Here is a 22,208-nt window from a genome sequence, read left to right as displayed (position 1 = left end):
TGCCGCCGGACCGTCGTTACGTTGACGTACTCATCGCCGCATGCTCATCAGGCGCTCATAGCTATCTGACCAGCCCATCAAATCGGCGTCCTACATGACAGTCGGTAACCATTTCACCCGATCCTTTCATCGTGTTGCTCTTCCAGGTGGCCACGCAGCCGCGACAGGTCGAGCGATTCCGCGACGCGAAAAGCACGCGGAAACGCTCGGCGACGCTCTGCGAGTTCGAGACAGCTCAAGGTGGGATGCAGTGAAGCACCACGACCTTGGAGCCGTCTTCGCAGGTCAGGGACGATAACGCCCTCGACCACCACCAGGCGGAGCAGCTCGGAGGAAACCGTGCGAACCCGGCACCCCACACATGTTCTCAGTGGGGCAGCCTGGCCACCATATTCCAGCTTACCGTGTGGGCGCATCTGCGGGACCGGCCGCGTCCCCCGGCTGGGTGTCGGGACGGATGTCGATCCGCCAGCCGGTGAGGCGGGCCGCCAGCCGGGCGTTCTGGCCCTCCTTGCCGATGGCGAGGGAGAGCTGGTAGTCCGGCACGGTCACGCGCGCGGCGCGGCCGTCGAAGTCGATCACCTCTACGTGGGAAACGCGGGCCGGAGACAGCGCATTCCCCACGAAATCCGCGGGATCCTCCGACCAGTCGATGATGTCGATCTTCTCGCCGTGCAGCTCCGTCATCACGTTGCGTACCCGTGAGCCCATCGGGCCGATGCAGGCGCCCTTGGCGTTCACTCCCGGGCGCCGCGACCTGACCGCGAGCTTGGTGCGGTGACCGGCCTCGCGGGCGACGGCGGCGATCTCGACCGTGCCGTCGGCGATCTCGGGCACCTCCAGCGCGAAGAGCTTCTTCACCAGGCCGGGGTGGGTGCGCGACAGGGTCACCGAGGGGCCCTTGTGGCCCTTCTTGACCTGCACCACGTAGCAGCGGATGCGGTCGCCGTGGACGTACTCCTCGCCCGGGACCTGCTCGCTGTGCGGCAGCACCGCCTCGATCTTGCCCAGGTCGACCAGGACCACTCGCGGGTCCTTGCCCTGCTGGATGACTCCCGCCACCAGCTCGCCCTCGCGGCTGGCGAACTCACCGAAGTTGATCTCGTCCTCGGCGTCGCGCAGCTGCTGCAGGATGACCTGCTTGGCGGTGGTCGCGGCGATGCGGCTGAAGTTGCCCGGGGTGTCGTCGAACTCCCTGAGCACCTCCCCGCTCTCGTCGTCGAGCTCGGCGGCGAAGATGGTCACGTGCCCGGACTTGCGGTCGAGCTCGGCGCGCGCCTTGGCCGCCGCGCCCTCACTCCGGAAATATGCGATCAGCAGCGCGTCCTCGATCGCCTTGACGACCAGGTCGAAGGAGATGTCCTTCTCCCGCTCCAGGCTGCGCAGGACGCTCATGTCGATGTCCACGAGGCTTCCCCCTTAGCCCTCGTCGCCGTCTTCGCCGTCGTCTTCGGCGTCGTCGAGCCGGCGGAATTCCACCTGCACCCGTCCTCGGGTCAGGTCCTCATAGTCGATGCGGCGCGGCGCGCCGTCGACGTCCAGCTCCACGCCGGTCTCGTCGGTGGCGACGATCCGGCCCTCCACGGCGCTGCCGTCCCTCAGGTCGGCCTTGACCAGCCTCTTCACCGCGCGGCGCCAGTGGCGCGGCTCGGTGAGGGGACGGTCGACCCCCGGAGAGGAGACCTCGAGCACGTACGGGGTGGCCCCCATCGCCTCGTCGGCGTCCAGCGTCGCGGAGACGGCGTGGCTGACCTCCGCGACGTCGTCGAGGCTCACGCCCCCGTCACGATCGACCACGACACGCAGCAGCCGCCGCTTGCCCGCGGGGGTGACCGTGACGTCCTCCAAGTCGAGCCCTTCGGCTCCGACGACAGGTTCCAGAAGCTCTATCAGGCGGTCGCGGGATGTGGCGCTGCCCATGCCGACCTCCCATTGTCACGATCTCAGCCGGGCGGACCTCGCCCATGCGATTAACCAGCCTATCCACACCAGGGCGTGGAAACAGCGCCACTCGGTGTGGCGGAGCCGTCCGAGAAGCGAGGTGAGTGCCATTATTCCAAGCCCGTACGATGCTAAGTGCGTCAGCTGCCGACACAGAACCGGAGGTCGTCGTGCGTTCCGTCTCCCGGCGCGCCCTGCTGCGGGGCGGCGCTCTCGGGGTCGCGGCCGTGACGGTCACGGGATGCGCCGCCGAGGAGCGGGTGCCTCCCGCGGCCGCGCCGCCCGACCCCGAGACCCTGCTCCTGCGTGAGCTGATCGCGGGCAAGGAGCGGACCGTCGCCCTGTACGCCTCGGCGGCCTCGGCCCGGCTGGAGCCCTTCAGGCAGCGGCACGAGGCCCATCTGGCCGAGCTCCGCCGCCGTCTCCCGCCCGCTCCGGCCGCCACGTCCGCGACCCCGGCGCCCACTCCTTCGCCCTCCGGGAGCGCGGCCCAGGGCGGCGGCCCCTCGGTACGGACCCTGCGGGACCTGGAACGCAGGGCGGCGGCGCTGCGCACCCGCCAGATCGAGGGGGTCTCGCCCCCGCTGGCCCAGTTGCTCGCCTCCATCGGCGCCTGTGAGGCCGCGCACGCCGTGGCCCTGTCGAGGTCGCTGTGAGAGGCGGCCGGAGGACCGGGGTCAGGGCCGATCAGGGGCTCGGCGCGGCGCTGGCGGCCGAGCACGCCGCCGTGTACGCCTACGGGGTCCTCGCGGCCAGGACCACGGGCAGGCTCCGCGTGGCGATGACGACCGCCTACAACGCCCACCGCGCCCGCCGCGACCAGCTCCGCACCATGACCATCGCCGCGGGCGGCACGCCCGCCGAGCCGAAGGCGGTCTACGCGCTCCCGGTCACGCCGTCGAGCGCGGCGCAGGCGGTGGAGCTGGCCGTGCTGGTCGAGCGGGGGGTGACCGGCGCCTACCTGGAGCTGGCGGCGTACCCGGACCCGGCCCTGCGCAGGATGGCCGCGCTGGCCATGCAGGAATGCGCCGTCCGCTCCTACAGCCTGCGCCCCGAGATCGAGGCCTTTCCCGGCATGCCGCCCCGGACGGCGCCCGAACCCGCCGCCACCCCCGCGGTGACCCCGTCCCGGTGACGTTTCCCGCCGTTTTTCCCGGGTGACCGCCTCCCGGCCGAAAGGCCGGAACCGGACTGGTCAGCGTGGAAAACGATCTCTGGCCGGAGGCCCCGGATTCGCGAGCCATGATTCGAACCCGCTTTCAAACATGTTTGCACCACGTCTGCCGGGTAGCTGAATCTCGCGAAATACGCCTGAGGAGGAAGCAATGGGCTGGGGATACCGGAAATCCATGAAGTTCGGTCCGTTCCGTCTTAACCTTTCGCGGAGTGGAGTGGGCCACAGCTGGGGAAACCGCGCCTTCAGGGTCACCAAGACGGCCGACGGGCGCCGTACTCTGAACGTCAACCTTCCCGGCGGTTTCCACTGGCGCAAGACGCTCAGCGGTAACGGCAGCCGTCGCTGATGGGCATTACCCGGGAACCGTTCGCGAACGCCGCTCGTTCTCATGACACGACGCGAGATTTCGGGGAGTCCGGGGAGAAGGCAATGGGCTGGGGATACAGGAAGTCGATCAAAGTCGGTCCCTTCAGGATCGACCTGTCCCCGCGAGGGGTCGGCCACAGCTTCGGCAACCGCCGATTCCACGTCAGCAGAACTCCTGACGGCCGCAAGTACGTGACCGTCAACCTGCCGGGCGGGTTCCACGTGGGCAAGGCGATCGGCCGGAGCTCCCGGCGTCACCGGCACCACCACTACTGACGCGGGGCCATATACCTGAAAGAGCGGCCCGCCCCTTTCCCAAGGGGCGGGCCGCTCTCTCGCGTTCCGGGTGACCCGCCTTTCAGGGGCGGATCCCGGGGGTGGACCGCTCGCCGGCGTCCGCGGGTCGCCGGGGTCGCGACGGCCGGAGGGTCATCCCCGGCAGGCCGCCACGACGCGCTCCACGGCCTCGGCGAGCGGGATCTCCTCCTTGGCGCCGGTGGCGCGGTCGCGCAGCTCCGCGACGCCCTGGGTGAGCCCCCGGCCGACGATCAGGATCGTCGGCATGCCGAGCAGCTCCGCGTCCTTGAACTTCACTCCCGGCGAGACGCCGGGGCGGTCGTCCACCAGGACGCGCAGCCCGCGGCCCTCCAACTCCTCGGCGATCCGGGTGGCGGCCTCGACCTGGCCGTCCTTGCCGGTGCCCACGACGTGGACGTCGGCGGGGGCGACCTCGCGGGGCCAGACCAGCCCGAGCTCGTCGTGCCTCTGCTCGGCCAGCACCGCCACGGCCCGGGAGACACCGATGCCGTAGGAGCCCATGGTGACGCGGACCGGCTTGCCGTCGGGGCCGAGGGCGTCGAGCTTCGCGGCGTCGGCGTACTTGCGGCCGAGCTGGAAGATGTGGCCGATCTCGATGCCGCGGTCGATGGACAGGCCGGAGCCGCAGACCGGGCAGGCGTCGCCCGCGCGGACCTCGGCGGCCTCGATGGTGCCGTCGGCGACGAAGTCACGGCCGGCGACGACGTCCGCGGCGTGCTTGCCGGGCTCGTTGGCGCCGGTCACCCAGGAGCTGCCGTCGACCACACGGGGGTCGACGAGGTAGCGGATGCCGAGGTCCTTGAGGACCTGGGGACCGATGTAGCCGCGGACCAGGCCGGGGTGCTTCGCGAAGTCCCCGGCCTCGAAGATGGCGGGCTCGCCGGGGGCGAGGGAGGCCTCCAGCCGCTTGAAGTCGACCTCGCGGTCCCCGGGCAGGCCGATGATCACGGTCTCGGTCTTGCCCGAGCCGGGGACGGTCACCTTGACCACGATGTTCTTGAGCGTCTGGGCGGCGGTGACGCCGAGGCCGTGGTGCTCGTTGACGTGGTCGACCAGTGACTCGATGGTCGGGGTGTCGGGGGTGTCGAGCACCCGCATCGCGGGCCGCTCGCCGGTGATCGCGGCCGGCGCGGTGGTGACGACGGCCTCCGCGTTGGCCGCGTAGCCGCAGTTGTGGCAGGCCACGAAGGTGTCCTCGCCGGTGGCGGCGGGGGCGAGGAACTCCTCGGAGGCCGAGCCGCCCATCGCGCCCGACGTGGCGAAGCAGATCTTGTACGTGATGCCGAGCCGGTCGAAGGTCTTGATGTAGGTCTCGCGGTGGCGCTCGTAGGAGCGCTTGAGGCCGTCGTCGTCGAGGTCGAAGGAGTAGGAGTCCTTCATGACGAACTCGCGCCCGCGCAGGATGCCGGCCCGGGGACGGGCCTCGTCGCGATACTTGGTCTGGATCTGGTAGAGGGTCACCGGATAGTCCTTGTAGGAGGCGTACTCCCCCTTGACCATGTCGGTGAACATCTCCTCGTGGGTGGGACCGAGCAGGTAGTCGGCCCCCTTGCGGTCCTTGAGGCGGAAGAGCGTGTCGCCGTACTCGGTCCAGCGGCCGGTCGCCTCGTAGTACTCGCGGGGCAGCAGGGCGGGGAAGAGCACCTCCTGGCCGCCCATGCGGTCCATCTCCTCGCGCACGACGCGCGTGACGTTCTCCAGGACCCTCTTGCCGAGCGGCAGCCAGGAGTAGACGCCGGGCGCGACACGGCGGACGTAACCGGCGCGGACGAGCAGCTTGTGGCTCGGGACTTCCGCATCTGCCGGGTCGTCCCTCAGCGTTCGAAGAAACAGCGACGACATGCGCAGCAGCACGGCTACTCCTAGTTGGCGAGGTTCGATGCCCTACAGGCTATCGAGTCTCGCAAGCCGATTGTCGGTGGTCGACCGCTTCCGAGCCCGGCGGTGAGGGCTCAGATCCCGGTGAGGAAGACGAAGTACGAGGCCCCGAGGACCAGCGCGATCAGCGCGGAGCAGGCCCGGTCGCACCCGCGTCCCAGCGAGATCAGCGTCCCCAGCACGATCGCGATCACCACCGCGACGCCCCACGGCCAGAAGCCGGAGACGTGCTCGGGCCCGCCGGGCATCGCCTTGTCGATCCCGTCGAACAGGGCCAGCCCGGCCGCACCCCCGGCCGCGATGTCCCCCCAGCGGTCGTAGCGCTTGGCGAGGTAGGAAAGGACGCCGACGGCGACGAGGTTCGCGATCAGGAGGTTCATCGAGGCGCCGTCGCCGCCGAGGCTCAGGAGCCAGGCGTTCTTCTCGAAGATCGTGGCGACCAGCAGCGAGAGGATCGGGCCGAGCGCGGCCAGCATGCTGGAGAGGACCGCCCAGCCGAAGCCGGCCGCCGTCCGCCCCATGACGACGACGAACAGGAGGTAGGCGTACGGATTGTAAAGCGCGTACAGCAGCTCGGGCCCGTAGGCCAGCAGCGCTCCGACGCCCCCGAGCAGCATCCCCGCGAAAAGGGAGAGGACCATGTGCCGGAGAATGGCGCGATCCCGGCGGTCCCCGGCGACGAAGTCAAGCGTGTAATTACGTTCCACCAAAGCCACTGATCCCCCGATCGCATTTGCTAGTGGCTATCAGCAGTGTATCTGACCTGGGGAAACATCTCGAACACGTCAAGTTTACAAAGCAAGCGAGCGCTTGATAACGGTAAGGTTGACGACCGCTCGATCAAGCCGTTTCCATGATCTTTCTCAGCGCCTTTCCGGGGGCGGCCGGGATCTCCGCGACGCCGTCCGCCCCTTTCTCGCCGGGCGCCCGGACGCCCGCGGCCGGTTCGCCGTACCGGTCGCCGCCCGGATGAGCGAGCCTCGCCCGCCGCCCGGGCGGTGGCCCTCGCGAGGCGACGCCGGCGGCCCGGCCGCTCCGGGGCGTCAGCCACCGAGAAGGATCTCCCAGGGGTGGCGGGAGGTGGTCCTGCGGGTGGTGTCGAGCGCCTCGCCGAGGCGGCGCAGACCGGCCCTGCCGCGGAAACGCTCGCGGTGCACGGGGTCGACGGCGCGCAGGACGAACGGGACGCCCATGACGTCCAGGGTGGCGTCACCCGCCGTGGCGGGACCGGAGCGGGTGACCAGCGCGCCGGGGCAGCCCGGATCGCGGACATGCCTGGCCAGGACGGCGGCGATGTCGGCCGCGCCGGGGCCGTCGCGCCACTCGATGTGCCAGCCGTGGTCGGCCCCGCGCCACCAGGTCAGGTCGCGGCAGGACTCCATGAGCTCCGACTCCCCGGCGAGCGCGGCCATCACCCGCCCGAACGCCTCGTACCGGAGCCCGCACGAAGGCCGGCTCTCACCGGACATCCCGGGTATGCCGGGGACGCCAGGAACATCGGGAGCACCGGGAGAACCCGGGGAGCCGGAGGAGCCGGGAGCGCGTCCTGTCCGGCGCGGTCCTCTCGCGTCCTGAAGCGGGCTGTCCTTCGGACGCCGGGCGTTCGCTTTGCGGCGCTTCTCCGCTCCTGAACTCACGAGAACCAACTGTGATCCGCCGGGCTTGTCCCCGCAAGTGCTGATTCGGCACCTGGCCTGACGCCACGGGGCGGGCCGAACCGGTCGTCGCCGGCGCGGCCGCGGCGCCCCGCGCCTCGGCCGGCAGGACCGGCTTGCCCCCGAAGATCCTCTCGTCACGCCGGCCGGCCGCGCCTCTCCGGTGGAGCGGCACCGGTCCCGGACGGCCTCCGGGATCCACCGCGCGCCTCGCGAATCGGAAGGGAAAGGGCGAGGGGCGGGAGAAACGGCGGGTGAATCGATCATGTCGGCGCGTGAGTCTGGCGGGTTGCCCCGGGGTGATACAGAATCAAGCAGGGCATCGCGTTCATGACATCCAACGCCGGGGAGGCGACATGTCACTGCGAGTCGCGATCGTGGGGTCAGGACCCGCCGGGATCTACACCGCCGAGGCCCTGACGAGACAGGCCGCCGTGCCGCTCAGGGTGGACGTCCTGGAGCGCCTGCCGACGCCGTACGGGCTGGTGCGTTACGGGGTGGCTCCCGACCACACCTCGATCAAGTCGATAGCGGGCTACCTGCGCGGCGTGCTGGAGCTTCCCGAGGTGCGGTTCCTCGGCGGGGTCGAGCTGGGCAAGGACGTCGACGTCGCCGACCTGCTCGACTGCTACGACGCCGTGGTCTACTGCACCGGCGCGATGGTGGACCGGCGGATGGGCATTCCCGGCGAGGACCTGCCGGGCAGCGTGGCCGCCACCGACTTCGTCAACTGGTACTGCGGCCACCCCGACATGCCCGCCGACCGCTTCGTCCTCGACAGTCCCGAGGTCGCGGTGATCGGCGTGGGCAACGTGGCGGTCGACGTGGTGCGCGTCCTGGCCAAGACCGCCGAGGAACTGCGCGCCACGGACGTGCCCGAGGAGGTGCTGACCCGGCTGGCCGCCAGCGAGGTGAAGACCATCCACATGATCGGACGCCGGGGACCCGAGCACGCCAAGTTCACGCTGAAGGAGCTCAGGGAGCTGGGCGAGCTGACCAACGCGGACGTGCGCGTACGGCCCGAGGAGTGCGTGGCGGACGTCACGACGGCGTCCCGGCAGGTCCGGGGGAACGTCGAGGTCCTGCGGAGCTGGACCACCCGCGCCCCCGTGGGCCGCCCCCGGCGGCTGGACGTGCGGTTCTGGATGCGCCCGGTGGAGATCCTCGGCGAGGGGCGGGTGGAGGCGCTCAGGCTGGAGCGCACCCGGCTGGTGGACGGCCGGGTCGTCGGCACCGGCGAGTTCGAGACCCTTTCGGTCGGCATGGTGCTGCGCTCGGTCGGCTACCAGAGCGTCCCCCTGCCCGGCGTCCCGTTCTCCGAGACCAGCATGACCGTGCCGAACGAGGCCGGCCGGGTCCGCGACCGCGAGTACGTGGCGGGCTGGCTCAAGCGGGGCCCCACCGGTGTGATCGGCACCAACAAGTCCGACGCCGCGGAGACGGTCCGCACCCTCCTCGCCGACCTGGCCGGTCGCGATCCGGTACGCCGCGCGGACCTGGACGACCTTCTCGCCGCCCGGGGAGTCTCGCCGATCACCTACGAGCACTGGCTGTCCATCGAGGCGGCGGAGGAGGCCCTGGCCAGATCCCTCGACCGGGGCGAGCGGGTGAAGCTCCTCGGCCTCACCGCCATGCTCACCGCCTGCGATCGGGAACCGCGGCCGGGAAGCGACCTGGGGACCGGCTGAACCGGCCGGACGTCGGGGACGGCCGGTGGCCAGGACGCGTCCGCCTCGGCGTGCCCGTCCGAGCCCGCGCGTCCGGCCCGAACCGGCCCCCGCCCGAACCGGCACGTCCAGGAGGAGCACCAGCATGCGCGTCACGTTCGCCGACCCGTCCGCCCTGATCCCGGGTTTCGAGGAGACCCATGACGATCAGATCCTGCTGTACCCGTACCGGCCGGTCGAGTGGCAGCCCGTGCACACGGTCTACGTCCCGGCCGACCGGTTCGACGCCGGGACGACGCGGGAGTGGGGTGACGTCGCGCTGGAGTCGTTCCGGCGGCACCTGTCCGAAGGCGACCTGGCCTCGATCCTCGGCACGACTCCCGGCGTGTCCCCCGGCGCGGGCGAGGACCTCGCCGGGGCCGTGCACGGGAAGGTGGCCGCCAAGCTCGCCCGGGAGCCCGTCGAGGACCTCCGGATCGACTTCGAGGACGGTTACGGGACGCGTCCCGAGGAGGAGGACGGCCACGTCTCCGCCGCCGCCAAGGCGGTCGTGACCATGCACGCGGCCGGGACGCTCCCCCGGCGCTGGGGGTTGCGGGTGAAGTCGTTCTCCGACGGCGACCCGGTCCGCGCCCTGCGGACCCTGGACGGTTTCCTCACCGGCGTGACCGAACGGGCCGGGTACCTGCCGGACGGGTTCGTCGTCACCTTCCCGAAGGTGTTGATGAGGGGATACCTGCACCAGTTCGTCGACTTCCTCGACGCGCTGGAGGACGGGCTGGGCCTCGGCCCGAACACGCTGAGGTTCGAGCTCCAGGTGGAGGCGCCGCAGACGGTGACGATGCTCCACGCGGGCCTGACGACCTCCCTGTGGGGAAGGCTGGCTGCGGCGCACTTCGGCGTCTTCGACTACACGGCGAGCTGTGGCCTCCCCCCGCACGAGCAGCGGCTGGACCACCCCGCCTGCGACCACGCCAGGCACGTCATGCAGACGGTCTTCGCCGGGACCGGGGTCGAGCTGTCGGACGGCTCGCTGGCCGCCTCCCCCGCCTCGGACGACGGGCGTGACGTGCGGGCCCTGTGGCGGCGCCACGCGGAGCTGGTCGGGCGCTCTTTGACCCACGGCTTCTACCAGGGCTGGGACATGCACCCCTCCCACCTGGTCAGCCGGTACGCGGCGGTGTACGCCTTCCACCTGTCCCGGTACGGGGAGTACGCCCGCCGGGTGCGCGCCTGGGAGGAGCGGCGCGACGCCGGGGAGGGCGTGATGGACGAGCCCGCCACGGTCAAGACCATGGCCGCCGCCCTCCGCCGCGCGGACCTGGCGCTGGGCACCGACCACACCGACCACACCGACCACACGGAACGACCGGTCTGACTCCGGTCGCCCACCCCGCCGGGGGAACGCCCGGTCCGGCCGGTACGGCCGAAAGGCCCGGCGCCCCCCGGGCCTTTCGTCGAGACCTCCGGCGCTCCGGAAGCCTCCCGCCGGGGAGCTCCGCCCGCGAGCCTCGACGAGCCTCGGCGGCCTCAGTCGATCAGGGCGCGCCACTCGCGGACCCGGCGGGCGTCGACCGGGTCCGACCAGGACGCCCGCACGGCGCTGCCGACGTGGAAGGCCCGCACGCCGTACTCCATCAGCACCCCGACGTGGCCGGGCCGCAGCCCGCCGCCGGCCATGATCAGCGGGCCGTCCCCGGCCTCGCACCGGGTCTTGAGCAGCGGCAGCCCGTCCGACACGCCACCGGGCGCACCCGAGGTGAGCACGGTGGCGAGGTTGGGCAGGAGGCGGACGGCGCGCCAGCTCGCCTGGGTGTCGGCCGCGTGGTCCACCGCCCGGTGGAAGGTCCAGGGCAGCGGCGCGACCGCGTGGATGAGCGCCTCGGTGGCGGCCAGGTCGACCGCTCCCGCCTCGTCGAGGAAACCGAACACGAACCCGGCCGCGCCCGCGTCGGCGAGGGCCCTGGCATCGCGGCTCAGGGCCTTCAGCGACTCGGGCGTGGCCAGGAACGAGGCCTCGCCGCGCAACATCACCATCTGCGGCAGCGCGCACTCCTTGGAGATCGCCGCGACCGTTTCCGGTGCCGGGGTGAGCCCGTCGGAGGCCATGTCGGCGACGACCTCCAGGCGATCGGCGCCGCCCGCCTCCGCGGCGACGGCGTCGCGCACGTCGAGCGTGATCACCTCAAGCAAGGATCCGGTCATGAATGGAGGCTATCGGATGGCTTTGTCCTGGGATCGCCGTGGTTCAGACATGCTCGGGGACGGACGACCCGCGCCGGTCCGAGATGGGCAGCGCGAGACCGGACGCGCGAGCGCGCAGGCCTCCCGGCCGCTGGAACAGGGCACCGGAGGCACGATGCGGCAGGTCGACCGTGCGGAGATGCGTGAAACGCTGCCTCCGATAGTAGCCCTGCAACCCCGGGTTGTCCTTGGAGCAGTCAAGCCGGAGCCATCTTTTCCCCAGGGTGAGGACCCGCAGGCCCGCCCAGTCCAGGAGCGCCTCCCCCAGCCCCGCGCCCGCGTGGTCGCGCGCCACGGCCAGCTTGTGGACGTAGAGCGCCGAACCGGGGTCGTCCCCCCGGGTCCAGAACTCGGGGTCGGCGTGGCCGTCCAGGGCGACGGTGGCGACGGGCCCGTCCGGCCGGGCCGGCCCGTCCTCCCCGTCCAGCAGGTACAGGACGCCCTCGCCGATCAGCGGGGTGATGCGCCCGGCGGGGAACCCGTCGGCGGGCCACTGCCGCACGCCGCGACGGTTCAGCCACCCGGCGGTCTCGGCGAGGAGCGCGAGCACCCCGTCGAGGTCACCCTCGGTGGCCCTGCGCAGCGTGAACGGGCGCGTGGCGGTGGGACTGGCGGTGTTCGAGTGCATGGTTCATCCCTTCGTTGCTTTCGGTGCACGAGATGACACGGAGCGTGTCCATGTGATGGCGCACGGCGTCCATGCCGGGCTAGGCGGATGCCTAGGGGCCTGAGGCGAGCGGTGAGACCGCGATCGGGAGAGGCGGCGGGGCGAGGCGCGCCGGGACGGAAGGCGCCGGCGGGAGCAGCGGAGAGCGGCCCGCCGGGGCGAAGAGCGCGAAGAAGAGGGAAGAACGGCCCGCCGGGGCGAAAGGCGCGGGGAAGAGGGAGGAGCGGCGTCTAGCCACCCGGCGGACGCGGCCCGGTGCTCGCCCGCGGCGCGGGCGGAACGAGGGCCGGCCCGTCAGGGCGGTCACGGAGACGTCAACGGCTTTCCAGCTCGTACCGGATCAGGTGCTTGTCGGCGGGCAGGACCGACACCGCCACGCGTACCGGGGTGTCGTCCTCGTCGTAGCCGACCCGGATGTAGACGACGACCGGCGTGCCGAGCTGGAGCTGGAGCCGCTCGGTCTCCGCGCTGTTGGGCATCCGCGCCCAGATGTCGTCGACCACCCGCACCTGCCGGTGGCCGAGTTCCTCCAGGACCTTGTTGGCCCCGCGCACGATGTCGCCTGGCCGGGTGATCTCGGAGTCGGCGACCAGGGCCAGGGGGAAGTAGGAGTCGTTGGTGTTGTACGGCTGGCCGTCCACGAAGCGCAGCCGGCGGCGGACCACGGCGAGCTCGTCGTCGGACAGCTCCAGCCTGCTGGCGATCTCCTCGGCCGGTTGCACGATCGAGACCTCGATCTCCTGGCTCGGCGCGCGTCCCTCGCGGGAGACGGCCCAGGCGAAGGCCTCCAGGGTCTCCTCGCGCCGCGGCTGCAGCTCGCGCTGGGGGTGCATGAGCAGCGGGCGGCGTTCCCTGACGACGGTGCCCCTGCGGGGGGTGCGGGTGACCAGGCCCTCGTTCACGAGCTCGCCGAGGGCCAGCCGTACGGTGTTGCGGCTGACCTGGTGGGCGAGCATGAGTTCCGCCTCGGTCGGCAGCTGATCCCCCGGTCCGAGCGCACCGGAGTAGATGATCCTCCGTAGGTCGGAGGCCACCTGTTGATACAGCGTTGACCGTGCCATTAAGTCCCCTTTGTGCCAACAAAACTAGACGATCTGGTTCTAGCGGGGAACAGCCCCTTGACCCAACCTCCCAAGACCCGCATCATCCAATCGTTGGTACAAATCCATCGAAAGGTCAGCGAGGGGGTGGAGGCCGGTGCTGTCGGTCCGCACGGATACGCCGTACCTGCCCTGGCGCGATCCCCGCGAGGCAACACGTTTACTGCGTTACGCGTTGCACCGCCAGGGATTCACGCACACCTACCAGAGCAACGGAAACGGCATGTCCGTGCTCTCGGTGCTGACCGATCTGACTGTCTGGTGCAAGAACGGGCTGTTCGTCTGGAACGAGGACGGCGTCGAGTCGTCCCACCCGGCCGACGACCCGGTGGGAGCGGCCCGTCTCATCTCACGGCACTACCGGCGGCCCGCCCCCGACGACGACCTCTGCGAGGAGGGTGCGGACCAGCCGGTCCGCACCCTCACCACCACAGACTCCGAGCGCGACTAGCAGGCCGAGGACCCCATCCCTCGCCGGGGTCCTCCGCCGCCGCGCCCGGGGCGGAACGCGTCCTGGCGGGTCCCCCACGCCCGCCAGGGCGCGATTCCCATCGCGGGAACGCGTCCACGGGACGGGACCCGCCAAGGCGTGACCGCTCGCCTGCCCACCCCCCGCCTCCGGCGGCGAGCGGCCCGCCGGGGACGGAAGACGTGAGACCGCGCGAGGGAAGACAATTACCCTCATGCGGTTCGGGATCCTGGGCACCACGCGGGCATGGCACGACGGCCCCGCCGGCGCCACCGGCGCCACAACCGTCACAGCCGCCGGAGAGGCGACCGGCGGCGAGGTACGCGTCGGCGGGCCGGCCCGGCGGGCGCTGCTGGGCCTGCTGCTCGCCCGCGCCGGCGAGGTGGTGACGGCCGACCTCCTGATCGACGACCTCTACGGCTCGCGGCCACCCGGAGGGGCCGCGCACGCACTGCAGTCGCAGGTGTCCCGGCTCCGCCAGGTCCTGGGGGACGAGGCCGAGATCGAGACCGTCCCCTCGGGATACCGGCTCGTGATCGATCCCGATGACCTCGACGCCCGCCGTTTCGAGCGGCTGTCGGACGAGGGACGCCGGGCCCTGCTCGGCGGGGACCCTGCGGGGGCGGCCGTGCTGCTGCGGGAGGCCCTGGCACTGTGGCGGGGGCCCGCGCTCGCCGACGCCGCGGACGCCGCCTCCGTACAGGCCCTGGTGCTGCGGCTGGAGGAGCGCAGGCTCGGCGCCCTGGAGGACCGGATCGAGGCCGACCTCCGGCGGGGCGAGCACCGGGCCGCGGTGCCCGAGCTGCAGGAGCTGATCGCCGGGCACCCGCTGCGGGAAAGGCTCAGGAGCCTGCTCATGCGCGCCCTGCGGGCGGGCGGCAGGCAGGCGGAGGCCCTGCTCGCGTTCGAGGAGACGCGGCTGCTGCTCGCCGACGAGCTCGGCGCGGACCCCTCGGCCGAGCTGGCGGCCGTCCACCGGGAACTGCTCAGGGGCGAGCGGCCGTACGAGCCGCCCGCGCCACCGGCGCAGCTGACCAGCTTCGTGGGCCGCGCCGAGGACCTGGCCGAGGTCACCCGGCTGCTCGGGACGGCGCGCCTGGTCACCCTGCTCGGCCCCGGCGGGGCGGGCAAGACCAGGCTGTCGATCGAGGTCGCGAGCAGGCTGCCCGACGTCTGCTTCGTCGAACTCGCGGCGCTGCGCGACGGGCGGCAGCTGCCGCAGACCCTGCTCGGCGCGCTCGGTCTCCGCGAGAGCGGGCTGCTCACCGGGCCCGAGGAGACGGAACCCGTCTCCCGGCTGCTCGCGGCGCTGGCCGACCGGCCGCTGCTGCTCGTCCTCGACAACTGCGAACACGTCGTCGAGGCGGCCTCGGACCTGGCCGCGCGGCTGCTCGCCGGATGTTCGCGGCTGCGCGTCCTGGCGACGAGCCGGGAGCCGCTCGGCATCACCGGCGAGAACCTGTGGCCGGTCCGGCCGCTCGGCCCGTCCCCCGCCGCGCGGCTCTTCACCGACCGGGCCTCGGCCGTGCGTCCCGGTTTCGCGCTGGACGAGGCCGGAGCGGAGACCGTACGGCGGATCTGCCGCGAGCTCGACGGCCTGCCGCTGGCCATCGAGCTCGCGGCGGCCAGGGCTCGCACGTACGAGCTCCCCGAGCTCGCCGCCCGCCTGGACGACCGCTTCCGCCTGCTGTCGCGGGGCAGCCGCACGGCCGACGCCAGGCACCGGACGCTGCGCGCGGTCGTGGCGTGGAGCTGGGACCTGCTGTCCGGAGCCGAGCAGGTGATGGCCAGGCGCCTGACGGTCTTCTCCGGCGGCGCGACCGCCGAGGCCGCGGCCCGGGTCTGCGGGGTGCCCGACGCCGAGGACGTGCTGGACTCCCTGGCCGACAAGTCCCTGGTGGAGGTGGGCGGCGGGCGCTACCGGATGCTCGACACGATCCACGCCTACTGCGCCGAGCAGCTGGAGGTGGCCGGGGAGGCCGAGGCCCTGCGGCGCGCGCACGCGGACCACTTCCTGGAGCTGGCGCGGGAGGCGGACCCCCACCTGCGGCGTGCCGAACAGCTCCGGTGGCTGGAGATCCTCGTCGCGGAGCACGCCAACCTCCAGGCCGCGCTGCGCTGGGCCGTCGAGGCGGAGGAGATCGAGCTCGCCCTCGCACTGTTCGCCTGCTTGTCACCATATTTCTGGATGCGCGGCATGCGGACCCTGGCGACGGCACCGGCGGTCGCGCTCCTGGACATGATCGGTGCCGGCCCGCCCCCGGGCTCGGGGACGGGTACGTGCTCTGTGCCCTGGCGGCGGCGGCCGGTGGCGGCGGCCGGGAGGCGTGGAAGCGCCACCGGGCGACGGCCGAGGCGGTCGTCGTCGACCCCGACCGGCCGCACCGCCACCCGATCGTCACCTTCCTCTGGCCGATGATCAACTCCGGCGACGAGGATTCGCGGGTCGCCCTCGCGGTGATCGACCGCGGCCGGGCGGGGGACGACCCCTGGGAGCGGGCCGTCGTCCACCTGCTGTGGGGATACCCGCAGCTCGCGGCCGGGGACCTGGCGCGGGCCGAGGACGAGTTCACCTCGGCCGCCGACGCCTTCCGCTCGCTGGGCGACCGGTGGGGGACGTCGCTCGCCCTGGACGCGCTGGCCGGTCTCGCGGCCCTGCGCGGCGACCCCGGGAAGGCGATCGCCCTGACCGACGAGGCCCTCGCCCTCACCGAGCGGCTCGGCGCCCTCGAGGACGTCCCCGACCTGCTGTGCAACCGGGGCGACTACCGCGTCCAGGCCGCCCGGACCGGGAAGGAGCCCGCGGGCACCGGTCTCGGGCGGGCGCGCGCCGACTACGAGCGGGCCGCCGAGATCGCCCGCCACGCGGGCAGCCCCACCTACCTGGCCGCGGCGCTGCGCGGCCTCGGCGACATCGCGCGGCTGGAGGGCGACCTGGCCGGGGCCCGCCTGCTGTACGAGCAGGCGCTCGACCGGTTCGAGACGCACTGGGTGCGGAGCGCGGGCAACCGGACGAGCGCGCTCTTCGGGCTCGGCAGGATCGCCGAGGCCTCCGGCGACCTCGGCGAGGCCCGCGCCCTGCACCGGCGGGCCGCCGAGGTGGCGGCGGAGACGGGGGCGATCACCGAGGGCGCCCGCCCGATCGAGGCCCTCGCGGGAATCGCCCTGCTCGAAGGGGACGCCCCCGGCGCCGCCCTGCTGCTCGGCGCGGCCGTCGCCCTGCGGGGAGTCGCCGGCGAGGACGACCCCGACGTCTCCCGTACGGCCGCCGCCGCGCGGGCCGCGCTGGGCGAGACGCCGTACGAGGCCGCCCGCCGCGAGGGGGCGCGGCTGTCCGGGGCGGACGCGCTGCGCCTGGCCGGCGTCTCCGAGACCCTCATCCGGAACTCACCGGTCAACGGCCTCGCCGACCCCGGGCCGGCCCTGCCCGGCTGACCGGCCCACGGCCTGAGGCCTGAGGCCTGAGGTATGCGGCGCACCGGTGCGGCGGGTGCGCGGCTCGCGGCTCGCGGTGAGCCTCCGGTGAAAGCGGTGAGCTCGCGGTGATCGGGCGGTGAGCGCCCTCGGACAGGCTCGCCCCATGAACACCACACCGCGGCTCAAGAACAAGAACATCCTGATCTCGGGGGCCGGCGTCGCCGGTCCGGCACTGGCCTACTGGCTGCACCGCCACGGCTTCACCCCCACGGTCGTGGAACGGGCGCCCGGCGTCCGCGACGGCGGCTACGCGGTCGACTTCCGCGGCGAGGCACACCTCACCGTGCTCGCCCGGATGGGGATCCTGGACGACATCCGGCGCGAGCGGACGAACCCGGGGAGCTGGCCGCCGCGGGCGGCGACCACCGCGCGGGCCTCGCCGGCTACGAGGAGGCCATGCGCGCGTACGCGGCGGGATGCCAGAAGTCGGGCGACGGGGTGGGCAGGTGGATGGTTCCCGAGAGCCGGTTCATGGCCTGGTTCGTCAACCAGAACTACAAGCTCCTGCCCTACGTGCCGTGGAAGGGACTGATCGCCAAGAGCATCCGGCGGACGGCGAACGCCATCACCCTGAAGGACTACGAGCGTTGACCCGGCCGAACCTCACGCCACCGGCGAACGCCCTCGTCCGTGGCGAACCTTGAACGAGACGCGCGCCCGGGGGCGCGGAACGGGCCGGTCAGTCCCGGTCGCCGAGGTCCAGGCGGTCGGCCAGGCCGACGGCGGTGAAGGCGGCGACCAGCTCGTCGCGGCCCTCGGTGAAGTGGGCCCAGCTGTCGTAGTGGACGGGGACCACCCGGCGGGCGCCGAGGATCCTGGCGGCCTCGGCGGCCTGCGCGCTGTCCAGGACGATCGGTTCGCCGTCGAAGAGGACGGGGAAGCGGGGAGCTCCGGCGAAGAGGACGGCGGTGTCCACGGGGCCGAAGCGTGCGGCGATCTCCTTGACCAGGCCGAGGGAGGCGTTGTCGCCGCTGACGTAGACGGTGGGCATTCCTTCGCCGGTCAGGACGAAACCGACGACCTGGCCGAGGATCGCCTCGACCTCCTCGCGCGGTCCGGGGCCGTGGAGCGCGGGCACGCCGGTGACGGTGACGGTGCCGCCGCCGGGGCGGTCCAGCTCGACCGACTCCCAGTCGGCCAGGCCCCTGGCCCCGTTCCCCAGGCGCCGCCCGCCGTCGGGGGTGGTGAGGGTGAGGGGGACGTCGGCGAGCAGGGTCCGGCCGGAGATGTCGAGGTTGTCGGGGTGCTCGTCGTGAGAGAGCAGGACCACGTCGATACGGCCCAGCTCGGCGGGGGTGGCGGTGGATGGGGCGGTCTTGACCAGGAGCGGGCCACCCGGCGTCTGGTAGTCGCCGGGGGCGTCGAAGGTCGGGTCGACGAGGAAACGCAGGCCGCCGTACTCGAAGAGGGCGGTCGGTCCTCCGAAGACGCGGACGGAGAACCGCTCGCCGGCGGGGCTGGTGGCAGACATGTGGAAGGTCCCTTGCGGATAGAGGGTGGTGTGGCGTGCCCGGCTTCCGAAAAGCTCCGCGAAGGCCGTCCGACCGGGCCCGCACGTAACCAGATCCACTTTGCCAGGTAACCCTCCACGTAAGCCGAAGGGCACGGCCGGAGTCGGTCAAAAGCATGGGCCGGGAGGACCCGCCGGTGAAGCGGACGGGGTCGGATCCGCCACGAGCTCCCTGAGAGGTGCCGCCGCGGATCGATGACCGCTCTCCGCGCGTTCAGGTCCGCCAGGCCCCCCGGCCGTGCCGATCCCCGGCCGCGACCGTGCCATCGGTCACGCGGATCGCCCTACCGGCGCGAACCGCTCCGGAACCGCGCGGCGTCAGGTGGTGGCGCGGGCGGCCTTGTGGATGAGGTTGGCCACCGCGCCGGGTTCGGAGACGGTGACGGCGTGGGAGGCGTCGATCTCGACGGTCGTGGACTTCGCCCTCTTGGACATGAAGCGCATGGATTCGGCGGGGATGGCCAGGTCCTGCCTGGTGATCATGCTCCAGGATTTGATGGTCTTCCACGCGGTCTTGATGGCCCTGTCCTCAAGGGCGCCGGCGGCGATGGGCCGCTGGGTGACGGCCATCAGGTCGGTGGTCCGGCGCGGCACGTCGGCGGCGAACACCGCGCGGAACTTGTCCTGCAGGATGTACAGGTCGTCCGCCGTGCCACCGTCCGCGGTGGGGAACGGGACGGTTTTGAGGGCGTCGCCGAGCTCGCCGCCGGGGAACCTGCCCGCCAGCTCGGCGGTGCTCTCGCCGACCTCGGGCTGGAAGCTGGCGATGTAGACGAGGGCCTTCACGTCGCGGTCACCGTCGGCGGCCTCGCTCAGCACGGTGCCTCCGTACGAATGGCCGGCGAGGACGATCGGGCCGTTCACGCTGTTCAGGACGCTGCGGAGGTACTGCGCGTCGTGGCGCAGGCCGCGGAGCGGGTTGGCCGGGGCGATGACCGGGTAGCCCTTGCGCCTGAGGTCGGCGATCACCCCGTTCCAGCTGGAGGAGTCGGCGAAGGCCCCGTGGACCAGGACGACCGTGGGCTTGATCGAACCCGCGTCGGCGGTGGCGACACCGCTGGAGAGGAGCGCGGCGACGAGCACACCGGTGGCGGCGGCCGCGCGCTTGAGGTTCGGCTTGAGGTTCGGCTTGAGGTTCATGGAACTTCCCTTCTGCTCTGCGGAGGTGTGATCAGCGGGTGGTGGCGCGGGCCGCGGCGTCGATGAGCTCGGCGACGGCGTCCGGGCGGGAGACGGTGACGGCGTGGGAGGCGTCGATCTCGACGGTCGTCGACCCCGCCCTCTTGGCCATGAAGCGCATGGATTCGGCGGGGATGGCCAGGTCCTGGGTGGTGACCATGGTCCAGGACGGGATGGTCTTCCAGGCCGCCCTGGTCGCCTTGTCCGCCAGCGCGGTCGCCTCGATGGGCCGCTGCGTGGCCGCCATCAGCTCGGCCGTCTCCGGGGCGACGTCGGCGGCGAACACCGCGTGGAACATGTCCTGCCGGATGTACAGGTCGGTCCCCGTGCCGCCCTTGGCCGCCGGGTACGGCACCGGGTTGAGGGCGGGACCGAGCTCGCCGCCGGGGAACCTGCCCGCCAGGTCGCCGGTGCTCTCGCCGACCTCGAGGTTGAAGCTGGCGATGTAGACGAGCGCGACGACGCCGTCGGCACCGTCGGCGGCCTCGCTCATCACCGACCCGCCGTACGAGTGGCCGGCGATCACGATCGGACCGGTCAGGCTGTCGAGCACGCTGCGCAGGTACCCGGCGTCCTCCCGCAGCCCGCGCAGCGGGTTGGCGACGGCGACGACCGGGTAACCGCGGCGTTTGAGGTTGCCCACCACGCCGTTCCAGCTCGCGGACTCGGCGAAGGCGCCGTGGACCAGGACGACGGTGGGGGTTCCCACCGCGGCGGGCTCGCGGGACGTGATGCTCATCGGGATCTTCCTCTCGGTACGGGAACGGCGGCCGCCGTCCCGAAATGAAATATGCAATATATTGCTAGCACTGTCAACATCGCGGTCCGGTTGAAGTTTCCGGCTCGGTGTGTGCAATATATTGCATGCCCATCCCGCAAAACACGCCCGCCATCGACCGGCACCTCCTGCGCGACAACGTCTACCAACGCCTGCGCGACGCCATCGTCGACGGCAGCCTCGCGCCCGGCGAGCAGTTACGCGACGTCGAGCTGGCGGCCTGGCTCGGGGTCAGCCGCACCCCGGTCCGTGAGGCGCTGCTGCGTCTCGCGGAGGCCGGGCTGGTCGTGGCCCAGCCGGGACGCTCCACGACGGTGAGCTCGCTGAACCTGCGCGACGTCCGCGAGGCCCGCGACGTGGTGGCGGCGATGCACGAACTCGCCGTCCGTGAGGCGGTGGGCGCCCTCACCGAGGCCGACCTCGACACGATGCGCCAGGCCAACGACCGGTTCCGCGCGGCCATCGAGAAGGGCGACGTCGAGGCGGCCCTGCGCGCCGACGACGAGCTGCACGGCATCCCCGTGCGAGTGGCCTCCAACCGGGCCCTCACCTCGGTCCTCGACCAGTTCACGCCGGTACTGCGCCGCGCCGAGCGGCTGCGCTTCTCGTCGCTGGGCGGACGCGCGTCCCTCGCCCGGCACGACAACCTGATCCGGCTCTGTGCCGCCGGAGACGCGGACCAGGCGGCGGCGGTCGCCTTCGACACCTGGCGCACGCTGCCGGCCACCGAGGAGTGAGCATGACCCTGTCCGATTTCCCCCGCCACCCGCTGACCTTCGGGCCGAGCCCCGTCCACCCGCTGCCGCGACTCACCCGGCACCTCGACGGAGCCTCGATCTGGGCGAAGCGCGAGGACTGCAACTCAGGGCTCGCGTACGGCGGCAACAAGACCCGCAAGCTCGAGTACATCGTCCCGGACGCGCTCGCGCAGGGCGCGGACACGCTGGTGTCGATCGGCGGGTACCAGTCCAACCACACCCGCCAGGTCGCCGCCGTCGCCGCGTCGCTGGGGTTGAAGGCGGTGCTGGTGCAGGAGAACTGGGTCGACTGGCCGGACTGCGTCAACGACCGGGTCGGCAACATCATGCTGAGCCGGATCATGGGCGCCGAGGTCAGGCTCGACCCGGCCGGCTTCGGCATCGGCTTCAAGGACTCGTGGAACCGGGCGATCGAGGACGTGAGGGAGCGCGGCGGCACGCCGTACCCGATCCCGGCGGGCGCCTCCGACCACCGGCTCGGCGGGCTCGGGTTCGCGAACTGGGCGTACGAGGTGGCGCGGCAGGAACGCGAGCTGGGCGTCTTCTTCGACACCGTCGTGGTCTGCGCGGTCACCGGCTCGACCCAGGCCGGCATGATCGCCGGCTTCGCCGCGCTCGAGGAGGCCGGCGGCCGGCCGCGCCGGGTGATCGGGATCGACGCGAGCGCGAAGCTCGAGGAGACCCGCGACCAGGTCGCCCGGATAGCGAGGGCCACGGCCGAGCTCATCGGCGTCGGCCGGCCCCTGCGGGACGACGAGATCACGATCCTGGACGGGTGGGCCGGCGACCTGTACGGGATCCCCGTGCGATCGACCCTGGACGCGATCCGGCTCACCGGCGAGCTCGAGGGAATGATCATCGACCCGGTCTACGAGGGCAAGTCGATGGCCGGTCTGATCGACCTCGTCACCGGCGGGGAGATCCCCCGCGACGCCACCGTCCTGTACGCGCACCTGGGCGGCCAGCCGGCGCTGAACGCCTACAGCGGCCTGTTCACCGGCACCCGGCGGCTGACCTGACGCCG

The 22,208-nt window shown here is 72.2% G+C and carries 23 protein-coding genes and 1 pseudogene; 12 read left to right on the top strand and 12 right to left on the bottom strand.

Annotation, left to right across the window (positions count from 1 at the left end):
* Nucleotides 1–113: 113 nt before the first annotated feature.
* The 3 genes from ACVCAG_RS07690 to rimP are packed head-to-tail and all read right to left on the bottom strand — an operon-like array spanning nucleotide 114 to nucleotide 1,920.
* Nucleotides 114–416 carry a YlxR family protein gene (locus tag ACVCAG_RS07690; protein ID WP_362677636.1) on the bottom strand — a complete coding sequence of 101 codons (303 nt, stop codon included), beginning with the start codon at nucleotides 414–416 and terminating at the stop codon, nucleotides 114–116.
* Nucleotides 400–1,395: a transcription termination factor NusA gene (gene nusA, locus ACVCAG_RS07685; RefSeq protein ID WP_350972934.1), complete on the bottom strand. Its 996-nt coding sequence runs from the start codon at nucleotides 1,393–1,395 to the stop codon at nucleotides 400–402. The genes ACVCAG_RS07690 and nusA overlap by 17 nt, the downstream gene beginning before the upstream one ends.
* 24 nt (nucleotides 1,396–1,419) lie before the next feature.
* Nucleotides 1,420–1,920 (bottom strand): ribosome maturation factor RimP, encoded by a 501-nt coding sequence (rimP, locus tag ACVCAG_RS07680; RefSeq protein ID WP_350972788.1) that lies wholly within the window; start codon nucleotides 1,918–1,920, stop codon nucleotides 1,420–1,422.
* A gap of 191 nt (nucleotides 1,921–2,111) precedes the next feature.
* On the opposite strand from rimP, the gene ACVCAG_RS07675 reads away from it, so the two are divergent.
* The 4 genes from ACVCAG_RS07675 to ACVCAG_RS07660 all read left to right on the top strand — a co-directional run bounded on the left by ACVCAG_RS07675 (nucleotide 2,112) and on the right by ACVCAG_RS07660 (nucleotide 3,760).
* Nucleotides 2,112–2,597, top strand: coding sequence for a hypothetical protein (locus tag ACVCAG_RS07675; RefSeq protein ID WP_440083005.1), 486 nt, complete (start codon nucleotides 2,112–2,114; stop codon nucleotides 2,595–2,597).
* Nucleotides 2,594–3,076: a ferritin-like domain-containing protein gene (locus ACVCAG_RS07670; protein WP_447189612.1), complete on the top strand. Its 483-nt coding sequence runs from the start codon at nucleotides 2,594–2,596 to the stop codon at nucleotides 3,074–3,076. The genes ACVCAG_RS07675 and ACVCAG_RS07670 overlap by 4 nt, the downstream gene beginning before the upstream one ends.
* Nucleotides 3,077–3,266: 190 nt before the next feature.
* A complete protein-coding gene (locus ACVCAG_RS07665) occupies nucleotides 3,267–3,464 on the top strand; it encodes a DUF4236 domain-containing protein (protein ID WP_440083003.1) in 198 nt (65 codons plus the stop codon).
* 83 nt (nucleotides 3,465–3,547) lie between these two features.
* Nucleotides 3,548–3,760 (top strand): DUF4236 domain-containing protein, encoded by a 213-nt coding sequence (locus tag ACVCAG_RS07660; RefSeq protein WP_447189611.1) that lies wholly within the window; start codon nucleotides 3,548–3,550, stop codon nucleotides 3,758–3,760.
* Between the two features lie 153 nt (nucleotides 3,761–3,913).
* Here the strand turns inward: ACVCAG_RS07660 and ACVCAG_RS07655 are convergent, their stop codons facing one another.
* From ACVCAG_RS07655 to ACVCAG_RS07645, 3 genes are all read right to left on the bottom strand, one after another.
* Nucleotides 3,914–5,656, bottom strand: a complete 1,743-nt coding sequence (locus ACVCAG_RS07655; protein ID WP_440083001.1) for a proline--tRNA ligase — start codon at nucleotides 5,654–5,656, stop codon at nucleotides 3,914–3,916.
* A 98-nt stretch (nucleotides 5,657–5,754) separates the two neighbouring features.
* A complete protein-coding gene (locus ACVCAG_RS07650) occupies nucleotides 5,755–6,321 on the bottom strand; it encodes a hypothetical protein (RefSeq protein ID WP_440083000.1) in 567 nt (188 codons plus the stop codon).
* A 402-nt stretch (nucleotides 6,322–6,723) separates the two neighbouring features.
* A complete protein-coding gene (locus tag ACVCAG_RS07645; RefSeq protein WP_362834382.1) occupies nucleotides 6,724–7,149 on the bottom strand; it encodes a hypothetical protein in 426 nt (141 codons plus the stop codon).
* A 542-nt stretch (nucleotides 7,150–7,691) separates the two neighbouring features.
* Here ACVCAG_RS07645 and ACVCAG_RS07640 point away from each other — a divergent pair.
* Both ACVCAG_RS07640 and ACVCAG_RS07635 read left to right on the top strand, forming a co-directional pair.
* Nucleotides 7,692–9,023, top strand: a complete 1,332-nt coding sequence (locus tag ACVCAG_RS07640; protein ID WP_440082999.1) for an FAD-dependent oxidoreductase — start codon at nucleotides 7,692–7,694, stop codon at nucleotides 9,021–9,023.
* 124 nt (nucleotides 9,024–9,147) lie between these two features.
* Complete coding sequence (locus ACVCAG_RS07635) at nucleotides 9,148–10,380, top strand: DUF6986 family protein (protein WP_440082998.1); 1,233 nt, start codon at nucleotides 9,148–9,150, stop codon at nucleotides 10,378–10,380.
* A gap of 152 nt (nucleotides 10,381–10,532) precedes the next feature.
* Here ACVCAG_RS07635 and ACVCAG_RS07630 read toward each other — a convergent pair whose 3' ends face one another.
* From ACVCAG_RS07630 to ACVCAG_RS07620, 3 genes are all read right to left on the bottom strand, one after another.
* Nucleotides 10,533–11,207 carry a copper homeostasis protein CutC gene (locus ACVCAG_RS07630; protein WP_440071107.1) on the bottom strand — a complete coding sequence of 225 codons (675 nt, stop codon included), beginning with the start codon at nucleotides 11,205–11,207 and terminating at the stop codon, nucleotides 10,533–10,535.
* 43 nt (nucleotides 11,208–11,250) lie between these two features.
* Complete coding sequence (locus ACVCAG_RS07625) at nucleotides 11,251–11,874, bottom strand: GNAT family N-acetyltransferase (RefSeq protein WP_447189610.1); 624 nt, start codon at nucleotides 11,872–11,874, stop codon at nucleotides 11,251–11,253.
* A gap of 353 nt (nucleotides 11,875–12,227) precedes the next feature.
* On the bottom strand, nucleotides 12,228–12,974 hold the full coding sequence (locus ACVCAG_RS07620) for a GntR family transcriptional regulator (RefSeq protein WP_362834392.1): 747 nt from the start codon (nucleotides 12,972–12,974) through the stop codon (nucleotides 12,228–12,230).
* A gap of 262 nt (nucleotides 12,975–13,236) precedes the next feature.
* Here ACVCAG_RS07620 and ACVCAG_RS07615 point away from each other — a divergent pair, with 262 nt between their 5' ends.
* The 4 genes and pseudogenes from ACVCAG_RS07615 to ACVCAG_RS07600 all read left to right on the top strand — a co-directional run bounded on the left by ACVCAG_RS07615 (nucleotide 13,237) and on the right by ACVCAG_RS07600 (nucleotide 17,550).
* The gene (locus ACVCAG_RS07615; protein WP_440082996.1) at nucleotides 13,237–13,464 is read left to right on the top strand and encodes a hypothetical protein; all 228 of its coding nucleotides are present in this window, start codon (nucleotides 13,237–13,239) and stop codon (nucleotides 13,462–13,464) included.
* 232 nt (nucleotides 13,465–13,696) lie between these two features.
* Nucleotides 13,697–15,901, top strand: coding sequence for a BTAD domain-containing putative transcriptional regulator (locus ACVCAG_RS07610; RefSeq protein WP_447189609.1), 2,205 nt, complete (start codon nucleotides 13,697–13,699; stop codon nucleotides 15,899–15,901).
* Between the two features lie 1,161 nt (nucleotides 15,902–17,062).
* Nucleotides 17,063–17,290 (top strand): annotated as a pseudogene (locus ACVCAG_RS07605) (hypothetical protein); the annotation flags it as partial.
* Between the two features lie 65 nt (nucleotides 17,291–17,355).
* Nucleotides 17,356–17,550 carry a hypothetical protein gene (locus ACVCAG_RS07600; protein ID WP_440083183.1) on the top strand — a complete coding sequence of 65 codons (195 nt, stop codon included), beginning with the start codon at nucleotides 17,356–17,358 and terminating at the stop codon, nucleotides 17,548–17,550.
* Between the two features lie 88 nt (nucleotides 17,551–17,638).
* Here ACVCAG_RS07600 and ACVCAG_RS07595 read toward each other — a convergent pair whose 3' ends face one another.
* From ACVCAG_RS07595 to ACVCAG_RS07585, 3 genes are all read right to left on the bottom strand, one after another.
* Complete coding sequence (locus ACVCAG_RS07595) at nucleotides 17,639–18,430, bottom strand: MBL fold metallo-hydrolase (RefSeq protein WP_440082994.1); 792 nt, start codon at nucleotides 18,428–18,430, stop codon at nucleotides 17,639–17,641.
* 357 nt (nucleotides 18,431–18,787) lie between these two features.
* Nucleotides 18,788–19,609, bottom strand: coding sequence for an alpha/beta fold hydrolase (locus tag ACVCAG_RS07590; RefSeq protein WP_440082993.1), 822 nt, complete (start codon nucleotides 19,607–19,609; stop codon nucleotides 18,788–18,790).
* Between the two features lie 31 nt (nucleotides 19,610–19,640).
* Complete coding sequence (locus ACVCAG_RS07585) at nucleotides 19,641–20,387, bottom strand: alpha/beta fold hydrolase (RefSeq protein ID WP_440082992.1); 747 nt, start codon at nucleotides 20,385–20,387, stop codon at nucleotides 19,641–19,643.
* 125 nt (nucleotides 20,388–20,512) lie between these two features.
* On the opposite strand from ACVCAG_RS07585, the gene ACVCAG_RS07580 reads away from it, so the two are divergent.
* Both ACVCAG_RS07580 and ACVCAG_RS07575 read left to right on the top strand, forming a co-directional pair.
* Nucleotides 20,513–21,163 (top strand): GntR family transcriptional regulator, encoded by a 651-nt coding sequence (locus tag ACVCAG_RS07580; RefSeq protein WP_440071100.1) that lies wholly within the window; start codon nucleotides 20,513–20,515, stop codon nucleotides 21,161–21,163.
* A gap of 2 nt (nucleotides 21,164–21,165) precedes the next feature.
* Complete coding sequence (locus ACVCAG_RS07575) at nucleotides 21,166–22,203, top strand: 1-aminocyclopropane-1-carboxylate deaminase (protein ID WP_440082991.1); 1,038 nt, start codon at nucleotides 21,166–21,168, stop codon at nucleotides 22,201–22,203.
* Nucleotides 22,204–22,208: the final 5 nt, after the last annotated feature.

This window comes from Streptosporangium sp. G12, assembly GCF_052983175.1.
The sequence above is the reverse complement of the archived record's forward strand: the minus strand, read 5'-3'. Positions and strand labels throughout refer to the sequence as shown.

What these genes read in the sequence shown, in the direction of transcription:
- ACVCAG_RS07575 (WP_440082991.1), top strand. Translation starts at nt 21,166, where the DNA reads ATGACCCTGTCCGATTTCCCCCGCCACCCGCTGACCTTCGGGCCGAGC.
- ACVCAG_RS07585 (WP_440082992.1), bottom strand. Translation starts at nt 20,387, where the DNA reads ATGAGCATCACGTCCCGCGAGCCCGCCGCGGTGGGAACCCCCACCGTC.
- nusA (WP_350972934.1), bottom strand. Translation starts at nt 1,395, where the DNA reads ATGAGCGTCCTGCGCAGCCTGGAGCGGGAGAAGGACATCTCCTTCGAC.
- ACVCAG_RS07615 (WP_440082996.1), top strand. Translation starts at nt 13,237, where the DNA reads ATGTCCGTGCTCTCGGTGCTGACCGATCTGACTGTCTGGTGCAAGAAC.
- ACVCAG_RS07660 (WP_447189611.1), top strand. Translation starts at nt 3,548, where the DNA reads ATGGGCTGGGGATACAGGAAGTCGATCAAAGTCGGTCCCTTCAGGATC.
- ACVCAG_RS07620 (WP_362834392.1), bottom strand. Translation starts at nt 12,974, where the DNA reads ATGGCACGGTCAACGCTGTATCAACAGGTGGCCTCCGACCTACGGAGG.
- ACVCAG_RS07590 (WP_440082993.1), bottom strand. Translation starts at nt 19,609, where the DNA reads ATGAACCTCAAGCCGAACCTCAAGCCGAACCTCAAGCGCGCGGCCGCC.
- ACVCAG_RS07665 (WP_440083003.1), top strand. Translation starts at nt 3,267, where the DNA reads ATGGGCTGGGGATACCGGAAATCCATGAAGTTCGGTCCGTTCCGTCTT.
- ACVCAG_RS07690 (WP_362677636.1), bottom strand. Translation starts at nt 416, where the DNA reads ATGCGCCCACACGGTAAGCTGGAATATGGTGGCCAGGCTGCCCCACTG.
- ACVCAG_RS07640 (WP_440082999.1), top strand. Translation starts at nt 7,692, where the DNA reads ATGTCACTGCGAGTCGCGATCGTGGGGTCAGGACCCGCCGGGATCTAC.
- ACVCAG_RS07635 (WP_440082998.1), top strand. Translation starts at nt 9,148, where the DNA reads ATGCGCGTCACGTTCGCCGACCCGTCCGCCCTGATCCCGGGTTTCGAG.
- ACVCAG_RS07580 (WP_440071100.1), top strand. Translation starts at nt 20,513, where the DNA reads ATGCCCATCCCGCAAAACACGCCCGCCATCGACCGGCACCTCCTGCGC.
- ACVCAG_RS07600 (WP_440083183.1), top strand. Translation starts at nt 17,356, where the DNA reads ATGCGCGCGTACGCGGCGGGATGCCAGAAGTCGGGCGACGGGGTGGGC.
- rimP (WP_350972788.1), bottom strand. Translation starts at nt 1,920, where the DNA reads ATGGGCAGCGCCACATCCCGCGACCGCCTGATAGAGCTTCTGGAACCT.
- ACVCAG_RS07610 (WP_447189609.1), top strand. Translation starts at nt 13,697, where the DNA reads ATGCGGTTCGGGATCCTGGGCACCACGCGGGCATGGCACGACGGCCCC.
- ACVCAG_RS07650 (WP_440083000.1), bottom strand. Translation starts at nt 6,321, where the DNA reads ATGGTCCTCTCCCTTTTCGCGGGGATGCTGCTCGGGGGCGTCGGAGCG.
- ACVCAG_RS07625 (WP_447189610.1), bottom strand. Translation starts at nt 11,874, where the DNA reads ATGCACTCGAACACCGCCAGTCCCACCGCCACGCGCCCGTTCACGCTG.
- ACVCAG_RS07645 (WP_362834382.1), bottom strand. Translation starts at nt 7,149, where the DNA reads ATGTCCGGTGAGAGCCGGCCTTCGTGCGGGCTCCGGTACGAGGCGTTC.
- ACVCAG_RS07630 (WP_440071107.1), bottom strand. Translation starts at nt 11,207, where the DNA reads ATGACCGGATCCTTGCTTGAGGTGATCACGCTCGACGTGCGCGACGCC.
- ACVCAG_RS07595 (WP_440082994.1), bottom strand. Translation starts at nt 18,430, where the DNA reads ATGTCTGCCACCAGCCCCGCCGGCGAGCGGTTCTCCGTCCGCGTCTTC.